Genomic DNA, 16,909 nt, shown 5'->3' with positions numbered 1-16,909 from the left:
GGCCAGCAATGGCTGACCTTTAAATAGATTGACTAAATCAGTCGCTGGCTAAGTTTTGTAGCGCATGCAATGAGCTTTTTGCTCTTCTGACATACTCGATTGTTTTGAGCTTGTTTCGGTGATCTGCTCAAATACTACCATGTTGGCATCGGCAGCTTCGTTAATCATATTGACGTTGCGTGTCATCTCTTCAGTGGTACAACGTTGCTCCTCGGCAGCCACACTGATTTGATTAGACATATCAGCAATTTGTGTGACGATCGACTTGATGGTGCCCATGGCACCGTCGGCGTCACTGACCTGAATAACATTCTCTTGCATGCGATCTGTGGCATCACGGACTGAGCCCGCAGCTTCACGGATACTGCTTTGCAGATTTTCGATGCGTTGGTTGATCTCTGAAGTGGACTCCGAGGTACGCTTGGCCAGGTTTCTGACCTCGTCGGCAACCACGGCGAAACCACGACCCTGTTCACCAGCGCGGGCAGCTTCAATGGCTGCGTTAAGTGCCAACAAGTTAGTTTGTTCAGCAATGCCGCGGATCACATCTAAGATCTGCCCTATTTGGTCACTGAAGTGCTCGACTTCTTGGATCTTATCGGCAGAACTTTGCAGTTGTTCAGACAGCTGGTTAGTGCTGGTAATGGTTGTCGTCATGATATCACTACCTTGATTGGCAGCGTCTTCTACTTGATGCACCTGCTCTGCGGTATCAGAGGCGTTCTTCGCTACTTCACTGAACGACGCTTCCATCTGTGTCATGGCTGTGGCTAATGCACCGATATTGTTTCGTTGATGCTCTAGGCTCGCATTGGCATCGTTACATGCGTGGCTATTATCGGCGGCGATCCTTGCTTGCTCGTCGGCTGAAACACTGAAACTGGCAAGGGTTTCCTGCATCTGGCTGGCTACCATATTTACATCATCAGCGATGGCACCAAATTCGTCTTTGTTGTTATAGCTGACGCGAGTGGTCATGTCGCCACTGGCGACGGCACGCAATGAGTGACTGACATCTTTCAGTGCTTTGCGCATCTGGCTACTCAGCCAAAGACCAAACAATATGGCAACAGTTACCGATGCGACCAAGATAATGATGACCAAACTCATACTGCTGCGGTAAGTCAACTTTGCGCTACTGGATGATTTCTCAACGGCAGCATCAGATGCTTGTATTAGTTGTTCGACCTGTTGCCGTGATTGTTGCTGGATATCTGCCAGTGCCGTTTTGAACTGTAGGTTTGCTTGTTGCAGTTTGAGCAGGTTGAGGTAGTTAGTAACCTTGCCGCCGCCACCAAGGGTAAAGTCGAGCTTGATAGCCTCCCAGCGTCCAGTGAATTCATCGCGATAGCTGGTACGGCTATCTTCATACATCTCGAATTCATCGATGGTGTCTGACATTTTCCCATCAAGATTGGGCAGCATGCCATCGACCAAGGCACCTGCTTCTTCTAACTGAGCCACGGATCCACTATTTAAACCGTCAAACAGTGTCGCTTCCAGTTTTTCAAATGGATTAAGAAACTCACTTAGGGTCCAGTTAACGTAATCATCACCAGTTGAGTTGGCGACTTTGGTCAGGTGTTGTTTGAGACGGGAAAACTCCAGTTGTAATTCTCGCACCTGGACGGATGCAGCCTCTTCGTCGTTTAGTTGTTGGCTATAGCCGTTAATCACATTTTCTGCTTGTTGTCCCATGTTGGGAAGCAGACCTGACAGCACCTCAACACTGGGCTTAGCATCTGCTGAAACCACTTCGTTGAGTTGCTCCAGTGATGCGTTCGCTTGCACCAAGGCATCGCGGTAGCTGGTGGCTAGTAGTTCTACCTGTGCAGGATCTCTTTCACTCAGGATACTGGTAATGCTCTGTGCCACCTCTTGTAATGAGATAAACAGGTTTTGGCTGGCTTTAAGTTGCGGCAATGCACGCTCTGAAACCTCTTCTGCTCCATTATTTAAGGAGTTAATAGAGATGAGCCCAAATATACCAGTGAGCAGGAGCATTAGGGTGAGTATGCCAATAAGTAGATATAAGCGTTGAAGGAACGAGAGACCTCCAAGCTTGAAGTTTATCTTACCTATTCCAGGGAACTTACTTCTTATCATTCGTTTATCGCCCGCGGAGTTAGCCGTCAAAATATATTCATAGTAAACGCTAGCATAAAAAACCTGTCCGTGGCGTCGCACACGGTCACACAACTAGGTTGGTGATGTGCTGCTGCATCTCCTATAGGAGTCTAGCTAAGTATCGACGTTTGCAAGAGAAACTTAAATCAGCTTGTACGATTAGGTTGCCAAAAATCGACATAGGTCATGCTATCTGGATCCCTGTGTCGCATCGCGTAAACTAGGCAGGGGTTTCTGTCACACTTCTTTGATATGTCGTTAGCTGTTGTTATACCAGATAGAGATGTTTCGCCACTGTTGGCAGCAATGAGATGCCAAGGCCCAGAGATTGATATTCAGTGTTGGCCAGCCATTACTGCACCCGAGGTCGTAAAGGTGGCCTTGGTATGGTCGGTGACCGAACAGATGGTTGCAGATTTTGAGAATCTGTCGGGGGTGATCGCCTTTGGCGCCGGAGTGGATCGTCTATTAGAGCTAAATGCTTTGCGCGATATACCCTTGGCGCGCATTGTTGACCCCAATCTGGCGAACGCTATGGCACGGTATGTGGTGGCTCATGTTTTGCGCCATCACTTGCGACTGGCAGATTTAATGGCGCAACAGCAACGGCGGGAGTGGGCTCCTATCAGTGCAGCGCCTAAATACAACGTCGTTGTGCTTGGGGCTGGGCAAATAGGCAGTGCGGTCGCTAGGGCGCTGGAGCTGCAAGGGTTTCATGTTGTGCGCTGGGTGCGTGAGCCACGCGCTGGCGATGACACGGCGATATGCGGTAAAAAACTTTTACATGCCGCCTTGGCAAGCGCGGACTATGTGATCAATACCTTGCCTTTAACCAGCGCGACTCGGGGTATTCTCAACGGGGAGCTGTTCGCTGAATGTCAGCGGGGTTGCTACTTGATTAATGTGGGGCGAGGGGAGCACTTGGTGGAGACTGATCTGTTGGCTGCACTCAGCGATGGTCAGCTCTCGGGGGCGACGTTGGATGTTTTTATGCAGGAGCCTTTACCTGCGCAACATCCCTTCTGGCAGCATAGAGACATTGTCGTGACACCACATTGTGCTGCCTTGACCGATCAGCATGCTGTGGTTGCGCAAGTGATTGAAAATTATCGCCGTGTTAGCCGCGGACTACCTATGCACCATTTGATCGACCGAAACCGGGGTTATTGAGTCGGAGGGGCGACTATTCGCCACTGCTTATATCTGTTTTTGCGTTGGAGCTATTTTTGAAAAAACAAGTGACCACTTACTATCTGGAAATGACGACACCTGATGACCTTGTTGCCGCTGAGCCTGTAGCAGGTTTTTCTGTTCAGCGCTGTCAGCATATCGTGCCTGAGTTCAACCAATTCATGTTTCGTGCCGTGGGCGGTCCCTGGCGCTGGTATAGCCGTTTGGGGTGGGACTACGCTGCGTGGCTAAGCCACCTTACTGATGAACGTGTCACCACTTTCATGGCTACCTACGACGGTAGCTTGGCAGGTTACTTCGAACTGTTTACCCATCCAGATAACAGTGTCGAACTGCACTTCTTTGGTTTATTGCCCACGTTTTACGGCAAGGGGTTGGGTAGTCGTCTGCTTGTTGAGGCGATACAGAGTGCCTGGTCGTTAGCGCCAGAACGTGTTTGGGTTCATACCTGCAGTGAGGATCATAAGTATGCCCTTGCCAATTATGAACGCCGTGGCTTTCACTGCTTTAACCAGCAAACCGAATGGGAAGAGTTGCCTGAGGACGATAGTCCACAGTGGTTAACGGCTCCCTTTGTTTTTAGCCAACTAAACCGTCACAGAGGTTGAATTTAGCCGCGGGCTATCCGCGGCGATGTTGAATGCGTTCTTTGGTCTCAAGCTTTTTTGTCGCTCCCTTTTTTAGCATCACGTAGACGGCGCCGAGTCCGCCGTGGTGGCGTTGGCAGGTGTGAAATGCTTGTACTTCAGCTAATGCTTGCAGCCATTGATTAACGGCACTTTTAAGCAAGGCGGGGGGCTTGGAGTGACGACCAATACCATGGACTATGATGGCGCTTCGCACCTCCATTCGGCGGCAGTCATCAAGAAACCCTTTGACCGCTAGTCGCGCTTGCTCGACGGAGTGTTGGTGCAGGTCCAGTCTTGCTTCGATCTGATACCGTCCTTGGCGTAGCTTTTTAAAAACACCATGTTGTACACCTGGGCGCACAAAACTCAGTTCATCGTCAGGCCCGATCAAATCGCGGATCTCTGTTGATAGCGGATCATCTGGCTGAGATAGGTTGGCCTGTGCGGCTTCCCGTTTGGCCTGTTTCTCTTGGTCTAATCCTGCACGTTTTGAGTGATGGGCAACCGTTTCTGTTCCGGCCAATTTTTTAACGTCCGCCATCTCGGCATCAAATAGTAGATACTCATCATCGCTCATTGGCGCACCTCTAACTCATTGCCACTGTTACCAGCGCTTGCTTGCCATTGTGGCTTAATAGCTGACAGCTTTTACTTGGTAACCAGCTTGGCGAAAGCTGTCCAAAATATTCTCCGGACCAACTAAATGCGCAGCACCGACGACCACGAATAGCGTTTCTTTCTTCATCATTGGCTTCAGTTGTTGCAGCCAATTTTGATTCCGTTTTAATAGCAGATGTTCAACAAACAGTTTATCCGCCTGTGTGTCGTCTAGTTCTTCACTAAATATGGCGCTAAGTTCACTGCTGTTACCTTTTTCCCAAGCGGTCATCATGCGTTGGGTGTAGTCACTGCTGCTGTCTGCTTCGTCCAGTACTTGCTGCAACATACTGCTGCCTTCGCCGTCAGCTGCCAACATCGCATTAATCTGTTCGGCAAGGGTTTCTAAGCCATAAATGGCTTTACCGGTTTTTATTGCCTGTTGACTAAAGTACTGGTCGACTCCCCAATTTGGATCTAAACCCATGGTTAAATAATAGTGTTGGCCAATGAGCAGAGCGACGGCCCATGGACGTAACTGCTGAATGCTGTTGGCAGGCACGCCCAAGCGCTCGGCCGTTTTCATCGTTTGCCGGTATAGCGATGAGGGGATGTGGGTTTTTAGATCGCTGCCATCGAGGTACATCCCGTGCTGCATCATGAGTTGCATCATTTCCATTTGGATGGCGGATTCATCGGCCATGTCGATTTCCATCACCAGCCTTTGGCTCTGCTTGAAGCGTTGCTCAATGGCGCTAGGAAGTGGGTAGTAGCGGGCTTCGCCCATATGCACAGAACCAAAGAAATAGCTGGTATGCCCTTGTTTACTGACTTCAAAAAGTGCGGGGGAAATAGCGGCCATGACAGAGCAGGGCAGAAAGATGAATAATGCTAAAGCCGTGGCATAGAGTGCACGCATATTGAAGTCCATAGTCGGGTGGTAGAGGAGATAACTTTGCCCTGATGATGGGGGATATTGCAAATAGACTCGGTAAAAATGGCGCTCCCGACAGGATTCGAACCTGTGACCTGCCCCTTAGGAGGGGGCCGCGCTATCCAGCTGTGCCACGGGAGCGAATATTTTTACCGCCGACGAGGTCGGCGGTCAGCATTATACTGGTCTAACGCTGAAATTAAAGCGTACCGGTAAGTTCGACCAGATCATGGATCTGAACGCCGCTTAGTAGTGCCGGATCGGTCACTCGGGCAACGGCGCGGTTTTGATAGGATTCAGTGATCCGTAACTGGACGGTAGTGGGCAGGAGTCGTACGTGTTGTTGGTTGTCTTGCCCATCATGAGCAGCACGGTGCAGCAGGGTTAGTCGGTCACCAACACGGATGCCATTGCTGACTCCGATATCGACTTCAACTGCGTCGTTCCTTACATGGGTGATGCGGCCGCGTCCCGGAGTGCAGCTTAGTGTCGTATCTATATCTGTGAGTAGCTGCGACATGACATCGGAGACGGCATTACCATAGGCTGATTCCCAAAACTGGCGAGAGCCTAAAGCCACCGCTTCTTCTGCTTTAAACTCCCACGGGGCTTTACTGCGATAACTTCTCTCCAGCGTCAGTTCGCCACTGATACCATCGATAAGATAAACCATCAGTTCGAAATTCCGCTCTGGCGGTGAGTAGAGCCACTGCTGCCATTTGCGAACCGGCAGGTCACCATTGAAGGAGAGATCTCTGATCTCTGCAAACAGTACTAACTGGGTATTGGTTTTCTCGGTCACGACCAGCGGTAGGAGTGGTGAAACCACGCTGCGGTTGTTGTAAAGGGAAGGGTTAAAGGTTGATATTTCATTTAACCAGCGCTTTGGATAACTGTGCAGACTCTCCGCTCTAAGATGGTCGTACAGCCATTGGCTGGTATGCAAACCGATCTCGTCAATGTTGCCAGTGCGCGCATTGATCCGATCGTTGACCTTAAATCGTGTCAACAGCAGTGACTTTCTTGATCTGCCGTTCTGGCATTGTAACTGCTGTGGAAAGAGATCAGCATGGATCGTAATAAACAGCGTGTCTCCGCTACGACGCTCCGAAAGCACGCGCACATCTCGCACGGTTCCGGCGGTGCGGATCTCAAATTGGTCGTTAACGATTTTGCCGGCGGCAACTTCTTGCAGGCTTGTGACCGTTCCTCCGGCAAGAACTAGTGCATTTTGGATCGCTTGCTGTGTTGCTCGCTCTCTGGCACTGGCGACATCGCCTGAATAGATAGCTGCGCGGCCTTCTGCTTCATACCAAATCCCTAGGCTCGGGGCGCTAAAAAGCAACAGGAGGCAGGCTAGCAGTTTGTTTCTCATCATTTGCTCCAGTCTGTTGAGGCGGCAGGCGTTAGTGACTAACGCGGTGTCAAATCAATGACTATCTTTTAATGGTGTAAGGTGCTCGCAAAAATTAGGCCAGTTAGTCGTGCGGGACTAAATTTATGAGCCTATGGCACAGCATTTGCTTTGTTTTAGGTGAGAACAATCCTTTGACGTGGGGTAGAGAAGCCGATGGGCCTTTTAAGAATTTTCCAAAGCATCCTCTTGGTGATGGCCATAAGCCTGGGATTGGCCGCGTGCTCGACCAGCGAAGAGGAGGCTGTTTATATTCCTGAGTCAGCCCCACCGATACAGACCGCAGACCTTGCTACGCATGTGAAACAGATGGCGCTGCAGCTGATTGGTTCAAGCCGTTATGTGTCAGCAAAGACCCCGATTGCTGTGACCAGTTTTGTCGATATCGGTACGCTGGAAAGTACAGATATATATGGCAATCAGATATCTGAATTGGTGATGGTTGAACTGCAGCAAATGGGTTGGACCTTAATCGACTTCAAGTTTACTGGAGACATTGATGTGACACCCCAAGGGGATTTCACATTAAGTCGAGATTACCTGCGGTTACAGCATCGCCATCCTATTGAATATATTTTGACTGGCACTTTAGTGCGCGGTAGCAATGGTATGCAGGTCACAGCAAGGATCGTCGGCGTTGAGTCACGGGCAATAGTGGCAACTGCGGCGACATTTTTGCCGCTGTCACTGTTTGTGGAGCAAGCAGGTATGCCTGCCGCGGGAGGCTACGTTGCTCGTGAACCGCAATCAGGAATGATTATTCGTAAAGGTGGCTAGTGGAGACAGGCTAGAGCTAGCTCGACCAGACACTCAAGCCTTTAGTTAGGTTGCCGATACTAAGGGTAATCGCATTTTATAAGAGGTCAGTATGCGTTTTGCATCCTATGGTTATCTACCGCTTCTCGTCGCTATGCTCTCTGCATGCGCGACGGAGACACCACAAATGTCTGCTGAGGAGCCTCGGATGCCAATTGAGCCGGTGGCGACCCATGCGCTGTCTGATGAGGCTTGGGCAAGCAAAAGTCGTTCAGCCATGATCAGTAGTCATGTTGAGGCGATGGCTGAAGAGCTTGTTGGCACGATGTCGCAACGTTGCTTCAAAATGATGGCTGTCGCTTCTTTTGTCGATATTGAAACGTTAAATGTCAGCTCTCCGTTGGGCACAGCATTAGCGGAAAGTTTTATTACTCAAATGCAACAGCAGGGCTGTAAAGTCGTCGACTTTAAGCTGCGAAATGACATCCAGGTGACGTCGACAGGAGATTTTGTTTTTAGTCGTAACTTCAACCAATTAAAAGGTGACCTGCCCATAGTGCAAGTGCTTAGCGGAACGCTGCAGCCGATGTCTAAGGGGGTGCAGGTCAATGTGCGACTGGTGGATATTGCCAGCAAAATTGTGGTCGGGTCTGCTCAGGGATTTATCCCCAATGAGCTGCTCGCCGAGATCGCGCCGAGTAGTATGCGAGACGGTGTGCAATTGATGAAACAAGGGTGATGACAGAGGCAGTTATGATGAATATTCAGATATCAGTGATGTTGTTTTTGTCCTTGGTGCTTTCTGGCTGCAGTCAGATGTTTGACAAGCATGTGGAGTGGGAATCTGTGCCCCCAGATCACTATCCAGTTTTGCATGCCGTTGGCTATGCCCCGATCAGCTCGCAGCCTGGCTTGGATGAAAATACACGAATGTTGCAAGCGATAAGGGCGTCTAAATTGGATGCTTACCGTGAACTTGCTGAACAGATTTATGGCCAACAAGTGACTGCTGGCAGCAGCATGGGAGGCAGTGAGCTGTCGGAAGATCGCCTGCAAGTAGCTGTTAGTGGTGTTGTGCGCGGAGCTAGGGTTATCAGAACGTACCCATTAGGCGATCTCTATGCTACGGAGCTGGAATTGGACATGGCTGATGTACAGCGTGTCTATCAATCACTTAATCCGCCCCGTCGAATTCACGACGTTCAGTACTATTAGCCTTATCCGTGAAATCGTATCAAGTTTATTTTTTCTTGAGCGGGTATGAAAAATTACCCGCTTCAAAAATCCTGCACTAACCTTTAGATAACTGTTAACTGAACTGGCAGGCTGCTGTAACGCTATCCAGTTTCATCGTCGCGAGGATGACAGCAATGATGAAGCGCCCTGTATATGAATTACTTCCCTATCTTTATTTGTCAGCTGGGTTTATCGGTATCGCCAGTTTTGAGCTTGGTTGGGGGCAAGTGTTTGCCATTTTGTTATTTCTTGGTGGTGCTGATATTTGGATCTTGCGGTCTAATTATCGGCGGAAAGATAATGGCAAGAATCAACGCAGAGTCCATGATCGGATCCGACCGTTTTGGCTCTATGAGGCGTTACCCTTTTTAATTGTGTGTATTAGTGGTGTGGTACTTGCCGCGACCCGCGATTCAGCATTAAGTTGGTTGTTAGTGGCGCCAGTGGGTTACGCATTTTGGCGTGTTGAACAGCGAGTTGAATACCGACAACACGGCTGGATGCAGCTAACGGACAGTCATTCGACTAAATAATCTTGCCAGGCGGCAGGGCGATAAAGTTAAACTTTAAAGCCATGCCCCAGTTTGCCACCGGATTTTGCCTGACCTGTTTGGTCGTAGGTTACCCCTGCTTTTTCATTTCTAACACCTGCCAGCATGCTCTGTAATCGCGCTAATCCTGCCATACTCATTTTTAACGCTTGACCGTTAATCTCATTGAGTTGCTTGCAGGTTTCTAACATCAGTTCGATCTGTTGCCGAGCCTCATTGTGGTTGGCGTTCTCTTTGCTGGCGAGTAAAGGGGCTAGTTGCGCATCGGCTTGTTGCAATGCGGTCAAGTGATGGGTTTTCTGTTGCGAGATGTCGTTGATTTTCTCTATATCGCGGTGCTTTAGAGCCTCAAGCTCCTCTTTTAGCAGCCGTTGCAACGCCTCAAGCTGCTGAACCTGATGATCCAGCAGTTGTTTGATAGGGTCCTGGTTTTCCAAGCGCTTTACTCCTGATTGGTATCTAATTTATACCAAACAGCTCAGACTCCAGTTTTGTCATCGCTTTCGCCAGCTTGTCAGGATCTACTTTGTAGTTCCCCTCACTGATCGCCTTACGCAGTTCCGCGACTTTCTCCTGACTAACAGAAGGTGCTTTAGCCATCGCCTTTTGCGTTTGCGCCAGTTGCTGCGCCTGCGGTGTTATTGAAACCGAATCCTGTGCCTGTTTGGCACTTTGTTCAGGTGCTTTTGCCTGTGTTGTGGCCTGCTGCTGGACGTTTTGCTGTCTCGCTTGCTTATTGGCCACCACATCCTGTGGTCTCCCAGGCACAATCTTATTCAGATCAACCGCCATTTGTGCTTCCTCGTGGGATAAAATCTCGCTATCCCTTTATCGGCAACCACCTGACAAACTTTAATACTAATTTGGTATTTTTTTGTTAGATAGCGACAGTCACTACTCCGACTGCAGACACCTGTGCCTCAAGGGTGTTTCCTGACCGACTGTTTTTAATTCTCACTCGTTCGCCGAGACTGGCATCGCTTAACGCTATACCGTCAGCTCGAATATGAAAAACATCGGACTTCACCACGATTGTAACTGTTTCTCCTTTGCATACAACACAGAGCTGTTGCTCCAAGATGGGAGAGTTGACACGTACCTGACGTTTAAGCTTGGCACCGATCACAGATTCCATCTCAGAAACGACGCTGCCTCTCGTTAACATGTTTTCTTGATAAACTATTTTCAAATGCTGCCGATTAAGCACTGTGCCTTTCGCTAGGCCTATTTTGGCGACGACGACTTGGCGCATCTCTTTAATTTTTACTGGCAGATAGAGCCGCCAGGGAGATGAGCCTTTGCAATGCAATTGTACGGTGACATTCCGACTGAGGCGCTGTTTTCCGGGGATCGCCGCTTCGATATCTGAATCGCATAGTGTGTATCGTGAGCGTGCATCTATTTTATTCGCGGTGATATCCCGCTTGATGTTGTCGTCGGGAAACTGAGCTGCAATAAAGGTTTCAGCTAAGTTTTGTAGTCGCTGGTGAGACTCCCATTGTTCATTGGCATGCACAAACTGTGAACTTGTGACAATAAAAAATATTAGAGTTTTAGTTAATCTGTTCATAGGTTTACTATGCTATGTATTGTGTCAGATGAATGAAGGCGTTCCGTCCGTCAAACATCAGTCACGCAAATTTATAAAAGGAGCGCTGCAATAAGCGTGCCTTTAAATGATGGAGTAAGCTATGGCGGGTATTCTAGACACGGTCAATCAGAGGACTCAGTTGGTTGGCCAAAACAGGCTGGAATTGCTGCTTTTTAAACTGACAGGGCGTCAGCGTTTTGGCATTAATGTGTTCAAGGTCAAGGAGGTGCTGCAGTGCCCGCCATTGACTAGCATTCCCCGTTTACACCCCTTTGTTCGAGGCCTTGCTCACATTCGCGGTAAAACCATCTCCGTGATCGATTTAGGCCAAGCGATTGGCGGACGCCCAATTCAGGATCTGTCGAAGTGCTTTATTATCATTGCTGAGTATAATCGCTCGATTCAGGGCTTCTTGGTCGAGTCAGTAGAACGGATCGTCAATATCAACTGGGAAGCGATCTTACCTCCGCCGAAAGGGGCCGGACGTTATAGTTATCTCACAGCTGTGACGGAAATAGAGAACGAACTGGTTGAGATACTTGACGTTGAGAAAATTCTCGATGAAATAGCGCCGACAGATACCGAGGTTAGCGGTGATCTGATTGATCGCACGTTAGCCGATACAATTGCTGGCCGTGCCGTTTTGATTGCTGATGACTCCAGTGTTGCGAGAAATCAGATCAATAGAGCCCTCAGCTCGTTGGGGTTGACCACCAAGCTGGTAAAAGACGGCAAAGAAGCCTTAGATCTTTTGAAAGAAGAGGCTGAATCCGTTGACGATATTAGAGAAAAATATGCTTTGTTGATTTCAGATGTTGAGATGCCCGAAATGGATGGGTATACCTTAACCGCTGAAATTAGAAATAATCCCAAGTTGCAGGGGTTATATGTCATCCTTCATACCTCTTTGAGTGGGGTATTTAATGAAGCCATGGTGAAGAAGGTCGGTGCAGATGACTTTATTCCAAAGTTCAATCCGGATGAACTGGCTGGTGCGGTTACTCAAGCGATAGAGAAGAGTAATAAATAATCATGATAGCTTTCGAGTAGACGGTGTAGACGTGCCACATAAAACAATAGCTGAATCCGAATATAATGAATTTCGGAACTTTTTAGAGCAACAGTGCGGTATCGTACTGGGCGAAAACAAGCAGTATTTGGTAAAAAGCCGCTTGTCACCTTTGATGAATAAGTTCGGTTTGGCATCGATGTCTGAGTTGATCCGTCGCTCGATGCAGCCTAGAGAGCGAGAGCTGCGCGCATCAGTGATTGACGCGATGACAACCAACGAAACCTTGTGGTTTAGAGATACCTATCCTTTTGAACTGTTGAAGAATCGTATTCTGCCTGAATATGCTCGTCATCGTGGCCCCGTCAAAATTTGGTCGGCGGCAAGTTCTTCGGGTCAGGAGCCATACTCTATTGCTATGAGTTTGTTGGAATACCAGCAAAATAAGCCGGGGGCATTACCGGGTGGTGGAAAGATACTTGGGACAGACATATCCAATAGCATGTTGGAGCAGTGTAAGCTCGCCGAATATGACTCTTTGGCGTTGGCTCGCGGTTTGTCTCCAGAAAGAAAGCGTATGTTCTTTGAAGCATCAGGCGACAAAATGCGCTTGAATGCGAAAGTGCGAGGCTTGGTCAGTTTCCGTCACTGTAATTTATTGGATAGTTACGCCTTGTTAGGGCGTTTTGATCTGATTTTTTGTCGTAACGTACTGATTTACTTCTCTCCTGAAGTGAAATCTAAGATATTGAAGCAGTTTGCTGGCGCATTGAACCCGGGAGGACACCTGTTTCTTGGCGCGTCAGAGTCGATCACTGGGCTCAGTGATGATTTTGAGATGATCCGTTGTAATCCGGGGATCGTGTATAAAGTGAAGAAGTAGCCTGGTTACTCCCTCAATCTGCTTATCTTAAAAATGCGCCATGGTTGGCGCATTTTTTGTCTGTCCTATTTGTATTGCTTCTTTTGCCTTTCGTGTAAGCGCCAAAAATTCTTTGGCATGACTATTGCTTTTACAATTTCAGTGGAGGAATCGTTATGGCTATTAGTTTTGATCGCGCATTGGGAATTCATCAGCACACTGTCGGTATCCGTACCCAGCGGGCTGAAGTCTTGGCTAGTAATATCGCCAATGCTGATACCCCTCAATACAAAGCGCAGGATATCGATTTTAAGCAGGCATTAGCTAATGCGCAGACGCGGCAGGGCTTTGCCATGGCAAGTACTAATGAGCGGCATTTTAATGTCAATTTGCCGCCGACCGGCGAGCTTAAGTATCGCGTGCCCAATCAACCTGATACGGGCGACGGAAATACGGTTGATATGCAGGTAGAGCGGAATAACTACCTGCAAAATGCCTTGGAGCATCAAGCCTCGCTGACCTTCTTAGGCAGTAAGTTCCGCGGTCTTACTTCAGCAATTAAAGGAGAATAGGCATGAGTCTGTTTAACGTTCTAGATGTCGCAGGTTCAGGAATGAGTGCTCAGTCTATCCGTCTGAACACCACCGCGAGTAACCTCGCTAACGCTGACAGTGTGTCGAGCAGTATTGATACCACTTACCGTGCGCGACATCCGGTATTTGCAGCGCAGTTTGACAGCGCCATGCGCGACCAGAGTGCTGTTCCGGTTGAGGTGAAAGGGATCGTCGAAAGTGATAAGCCACTGATTCGACAATATGATCCTGAGCACCCGATGGCGGATGAACAGGGGTATATCTTTAAGCCTAACGTTAATACCGTTGAAGAGATGGCGGACATGATGTCGGCTTCTCGAAGTTATCAAACCAATGTTCAGATCGCTGATGCGGCAAAGCAGATGCTTAATCGTACGCTTCAGCTCGGCAAGTAAGTCGGGTAAGGAGAGCTAATTGTGAGTGAGATAAGCGGAAGCAGCAATTATATCGATCAGTTGAGTTGGCAAGAGCCGCAAACGGAAATCAGTGATCAACCGAAAGACACCATGTTGTCGCAGGAAGATTTCTTTCAGCTTTTGACTCAGCAGCTGGCGTATCAAGATCCGTTTAAACCGGTTGAGAACGCTGAGATGGTGGCGCAGATGAGCTCGTTTACAACGGCGGAAGGCATCGGTCAACTAAATGAACAGATGACAGGTTTGAACTCCATTATGAGTTCGAGCCAAGCACTACAAGCTTCATCTTTGGTGGGCCAAAAGGTATTGGTACCGACAGGCTATAGCCATAAGACGGATACCACAGGCATTGATGGTGTCGTGAGTTTATCTGCGCCAACAAATAACGTCACCGTTCGCATCGAAGACACCACAGGGCAGGTGGTGCATTCCATTACGATGGGGGCAAAGGAGGCTGGAAATGCCCGCTTTGAATGGGACGGTACAGATGCAAGCGGCAATCAGTTGCCGCAGGGTAATTATGTAGTGAAGGCATACGCTCTTCAGGGAGATAGCAGCGTCGAACTGCCAATCTCTACTTACGCCAAGGTTGATAGCGTCAGTATTAGTGGCGCCAACGGTGTGGCATTAAATCTGCAAGGTATACAGGGTGGATTCCGCTTAAGTGACGTTCTTGAAGTTGCTAAAGGCTAAAACAGGCCAAGCGAACACCAGATAAATGGGAGTATGAAGTTATGTCTTTTAATATTGCGTTGAGTGGGATTAACGCCGCTCAGAAAGATATTGATGTTACCGCCAACAATATCTCAAACGTAAACACCTTCGGCTTTAAAGAGTCGCGAGCTGAATTCGCCGACGTTTATAGTTCTAGTGTGTTTAGTAACTCGAAAACAACGGTTGGCCAGGGTGTCACTACTGCAGATGTGGCGCAGCAGTTTAGCCAGGGTTCATTCCTGTTCTCGAACAACTCCCTGGATTTGGCGATCGATGGCAGTGGTTTCTTTGCTACCTCAGCCAACGCGGAAGATCTTGACGTTAACTTGACTCGTGCTGGCGCATTTAAGCTGGATGAGAATAGCTTTATGGTTAACTCTGCAGGGCAATTTTTACGCGTGTTTCCGGTAAACCCGGACGGTACCGTTTCTTCGGTGGCGTTAGCTTCGACTATTCCGCTGCAGATCCCATCCTCAGCAGGGCAGCCGCAACCAACAGCTAATGTCGATATTGGCTTGAACTTGCCCGCGGGTGAAACGGCTTTAGATCCGGCAAACTTTGACCCGACGGACAACACCACATATAACGCTGCCACATCACTGACTATCTACGATTCCCTTGGGCAGAGCTACGTAGCAACTACCTATTACGTAAAGGATACTAACGTAGCGAATCAGTGGGCGATGTTTACTACGATGACAGATCCCAACGGCTCGCAGCCTGTCGATATTGTTGCACCGCCACCGCCGCAAACTCAGCCTACCGGTGCGAATGGTCAAACCGGTATGTATATGAACTTTAATGCCGATGGCACCGTGGCTTCGGTTAATGGTGGTAACCCTGTGGTTACTGAACCCTTGGGGGTTGCTCCTCCGGGTGGTGCGGGCTTGGATATGGGCGGTGCCGATGTGAACCAGACGGTTACCTTCAATTTCAACAACCCGACTCAGTTTGCTTCCGCTTTCGAAGTTCAACAACTGGCGCAAGACGGCGTGACCGTGGGGCGTTTGACCTCTGTTGATATTGGTAGCAGCGGGTTAGTCAACGCTACTTACAGTAACGGTACAACACAGCCATTAGGTAAAGTGGCGTTGGTGAAAGTGGCGAATGAACAAGGTTTGGCACCTGTCGGAAACACGGCGTGGACGGCTAATCAATCGTCTGGTGATCCGATTGCTGGTGAAGCCGATCAGGGGTCATACGGGCGAATACTGTCGGGTACATTGGAACAATCAAATGTAAACCTGACCACTGAGCTTGTTGATCTGATCACAGGTCAACGTAACTTCCAGGCTAACTCTCGTTCTCTGGAAGTGAACAACACGATCACCCAGACTATCCTGCAGATCCGATAACGCAACGATAGTTCGTCAATGCCGCCCGCTCCGAGGCGGCATTTTTTTGCCACTTTTTCATCCCCTCCCTTTTGTTATCAGTTGGTTACCTATTTGGCATAGTCATTGCAATATCGTTGTTAGACATGTTTTTTTGACACCGAGGTCCCCATGGATCGTTTTATGTATCTGGCTATGAGTGGCGCCAAGCAGAACTTTCACAGTATTGGCGTGCATGCCAACAATTTGGCGAATGCAAATACCACAGGTTTTAAGGCCGACCTAGAACAGTCCCGTGCCATGCAGGCGTTTGGTGAAGGTTTACCTACGCGTGTGTTTGCGATGACGGAAAATCCTGCGTCAAGTTTGCGTGGCGGTGCTTTGGTGACCACTGGCCGTTCTTTAGATGTGGCGGTAAAAGGTGACGGCTGGTTAGCCGTGGCTGATGGTCAGGGTCAAGAAGCCTATACCCGTGCTGGCGATCTTGTTGTTTCGCCGGAGGGGTTGTTAACCAACGGTTCTGGCAGGGCGATCCTAGGGGATGATGGCGCACCGATAGTGGTGCCTCAGCCGTACGCCAAAATAGAGATCGGTGGTGACGGTACTATTTCTGTATTACCCACTGGTGCGCCGCCTACTGCGGTTGCTGCGGTCGGGCGCATTAAGTTAGTTCAGCCTGATAAGCAGGCCTTGGACAAAGGGCTTGATGGCCTCTTTCGTCTGAAAGGGGATGCTGCTGCGCTTGGCGATACATTAGCGCCGGCCAATGCTGACATCACATTGATGAGTGGCGTATTAGAAGGCAGTAATGTGAGCGCAGTAAGTGAAATGACCAGCATGCTTAGCTTGCAGCGTCAGTTCGAAATGCAAATCAAAATGATGCGGACAGCGGAAGATATCGATAAATCTTCTGATCAACTGTTGCGCCTCGGCTAATCACTGAACAGTAAGGAGT

20 protein-coding genes and 1 tRNA gene are annotated in these 16,909 nt (G+C 49.0%); 13 read left to right on the top strand and 8 right to left on the bottom strand.

The genetic code is table 11. The annotated features are described in order from the left end of the window. Window positions 1–48: 48 nt before the first annotated feature. Entirely contained in the window at window positions 49–2,106 is a 2,058-nt protein-coding gene (locus tag EXY25_RS18045) for a methyl-accepting chemotaxis protein (protein ID WP_130567906.1), read from the bottom strand. Window positions 2,107–2,433: 327 nt separating this feature from the next. Between EXY25_RS18045 and EXY25_RS18040 the strand changes: the two genes are divergently transcribed. Then, a complete protein-coding gene (locus tag EXY25_RS18040; protein ID WP_165419414.1) occupies window positions 2,434–3,297 on the top strand; it encodes a 2-hydroxyacid dehydrogenase in 864 nt (287 codons plus the stop codon). Window positions 3,298–3,353: 56 nt separating this feature from the next. After that, window positions 3,354–3,926, top strand: a complete 573-nt coding sequence (locus EXY25_RS18035; protein ID WP_130567904.1) for a GNAT family N-acetyltransferase — start codon at window positions 3,354–3,356, stop codon at window positions 3,924–3,926. A 13-nt stretch (window positions 3,927–3,939) separates the two neighbouring features. Here the strand turns inward: EXY25_RS18035 and smrA are convergent, their stop codons facing one another. From smrA to EXY25_RS18015, 4 genes are all read right to left on the bottom strand, one after another. After that, complete coding sequence (gene smrA, locus EXY25_RS18030) at window positions 3,940–4,524, bottom strand: DNA endonuclease SmrA (protein WP_130567903.1); 585 nt, start codon at window positions 4,522–4,524, stop codon at window positions 3,940–3,942. A gap of 54 nt (window positions 4,525–4,578) precedes the next feature. Then, a complete protein-coding gene (locus tag EXY25_RS18025; protein ID WP_165419413.1) occupies window positions 4,579–5,463 on the bottom strand; it encodes a TraB/GumN family protein in 885 nt (294 codons plus the stop codon). Between the two features lie 79 nt (window positions 5,464–5,542). Further along, window positions 5,543–5,619 (bottom strand) — tRNA-Arg (locus EXY25_RS18020). A gap of 58 nt (window positions 5,620–5,677) precedes the next feature. Beyond that, on the bottom strand, window positions 5,678–6,853 hold the full coding sequence (locus EXY25_RS18015; protein ID WP_165419412.1) for a flagellar assembly protein T N-terminal domain-containing protein: 1,176 nt from the start codon (window positions 6,851–6,853) through the stop codon (window positions 5,678–5,680). A 234-nt stretch (window positions 6,854–7,087) separates the two neighbouring features. On the opposite strand from EXY25_RS18015, the gene EXY25_RS18010 reads away from it, so the two are divergent. From EXY25_RS18010 to EXY25_RS17995, 4 genes are all read left to right on the top strand, one after another. Then, window positions 7,088–7,669: a FlgO family outer membrane protein gene (locus EXY25_RS18010; protein ID WP_114339795.1), complete on the top strand. Its 582-nt coding sequence runs from the start codon at window positions 7,088–7,090 to the stop codon at window positions 7,667–7,669. Between the two features lie 187 nt (window positions 7,670–7,856). Beyond that, entirely contained in the window at window positions 7,857–8,387 is a 531-nt protein-coding gene (locus tag EXY25_RS18005) for a FlgO family outer membrane protein (protein ID WP_130567900.1), read from the top strand. 17 nt (window positions 8,388–8,404) lie between these two features. Next, on the top strand, window positions 8,405–8,863 hold the full coding sequence (locus EXY25_RS18000) for an LPP20 family lipoprotein (RefSeq protein ID WP_114339841.1): 459 nt from the start codon (window positions 8,405–8,407) through the stop codon (window positions 8,861–8,863). A 155-nt stretch (window positions 8,864–9,018) separates the two neighbouring features. Further along, a complete protein-coding gene (locus EXY25_RS17995) occupies window positions 9,019–9,417 on the top strand; it encodes a hypothetical protein (protein WP_114339793.1) in 399 nt (132 codons plus the stop codon). A gap of 26 nt (window positions 9,418–9,443) precedes the next feature. Here EXY25_RS17995 and flgN read toward each other — a convergent pair whose 3' ends face one another. From flgN to flgA, 3 genes are all read right to left on the bottom strand, one after another. Continuing rightward, the gene (gene flgN, locus EXY25_RS17990; RefSeq protein WP_158538129.1) at window positions 9,444–9,872 is read right to left on the bottom strand and encodes a flagellar protein FlgN; all 429 of its coding nucleotides are present in this window, start codon (window positions 9,870–9,872) and stop codon (window positions 9,444–9,446) included. 22 nt (window positions 9,873–9,894) lie between these two features. Further along, a complete protein-coding gene (gene flgM / locus EXY25_RS17985) occupies window positions 9,895–10,227 on the bottom strand; it encodes a flagellar biosynthesis anti-sigma factor FlgM (protein WP_114339791.1) in 333 nt (110 codons plus the stop codon). A gap of 85 nt (window positions 10,228–10,312) precedes the next feature. Next, window positions 10,313–11,005 (bottom strand): flagellar basal body P-ring formation chaperone FlgA, encoded by a 693-nt coding sequence (gene flgA / locus EXY25_RS17980; RefSeq protein ID WP_130567899.1) that lies wholly within the window; start codon window positions 11,003–11,005, stop codon window positions 10,313–10,315. Between the two features lie 121 nt (window positions 11,006–11,126). On the opposite strand from flgA, the gene EXY25_RS17975 reads away from it, so the two are divergent. From EXY25_RS17975 to EXY25_RS17945, 7 genes are all read left to right on the top strand, one after another. Next, window positions 11,127–12,056: a chemotaxis protein CheV gene (locus tag EXY25_RS17975; RefSeq protein WP_114339789.1), complete on the top strand. Its 930-nt coding sequence runs from the start codon at window positions 11,127–11,129 to the stop codon at window positions 12,054–12,056. 31 nt (window positions 12,057–12,087) lie between these two features. Then, window positions 12,088–12,918, top strand: coding sequence for a CheR family methyltransferase (locus EXY25_RS17970; RefSeq protein ID WP_114339788.1), 831 nt, complete (start codon window positions 12,088–12,090; stop codon window positions 12,916–12,918). 155 nt (window positions 12,919–13,073) lie between these two features. After that, entirely contained in the window at window positions 13,074–13,469 is a 396-nt protein-coding gene (gene flgB, locus EXY25_RS17965) for a flagellar basal body rod protein FlgB (protein ID WP_114339787.1), read from the top strand. A 2-nt stretch (window positions 13,470–13,471) separates the two neighbouring features. Then, a complete protein-coding gene (gene flgC, locus EXY25_RS17960) occupies window positions 13,472–13,885 on the top strand; it encodes a flagellar basal body rod protein FlgC (RefSeq protein ID WP_114339786.1) in 414 nt (137 codons plus the stop codon). 21 nt (window positions 13,886–13,906) lie between these two features. After that, window positions 13,907–14,599 carry a flagellar hook assembly protein FlgD gene (locus tag EXY25_RS17955; RefSeq protein WP_114339785.1) on the top strand — a complete coding sequence of 231 codons (693 nt, stop codon included), beginning with the start codon at window positions 13,907–13,909 and terminating at the stop codon, window positions 14,597–14,599. A 41-nt stretch (window positions 14,600–14,640) separates the two neighbouring features. After that, complete coding sequence (flgE, locus tag EXY25_RS17950; RefSeq protein ID WP_114339784.1) at window positions 14,641–15,975, top strand: flagellar hook protein FlgE; 1,335 nt, start codon at window positions 14,641–14,643, stop codon at window positions 15,973–15,975. Window positions 15,976–16,125: 150 nt separating this feature from the next. Further along, the gene (locus tag EXY25_RS17945) at window positions 16,126–16,890 is read left to right on the top strand and encodes a flagellar basal body rod protein FlgF (RefSeq protein WP_114339783.1); all 765 of its coding nucleotides are present in this window, start codon (window positions 16,126–16,128) and stop codon (window positions 16,888–16,890) included. Window positions 16,891–16,909: the final 19 nt, after the last annotated feature.

Source organism: Corallincola spongiicola, from assembly GCF_004284785.1.
Lineage (GTDB): Bacteria > Pseudomonadota > Gammaproteobacteria > Enterobacterales > Neiellaceae > Corallincola > Corallincola holothuriorum.
The sequence above is the reverse complement of the archived record's forward strand: the minus strand, read 5'-3'. Positions and strand labels throughout refer to the sequence as shown.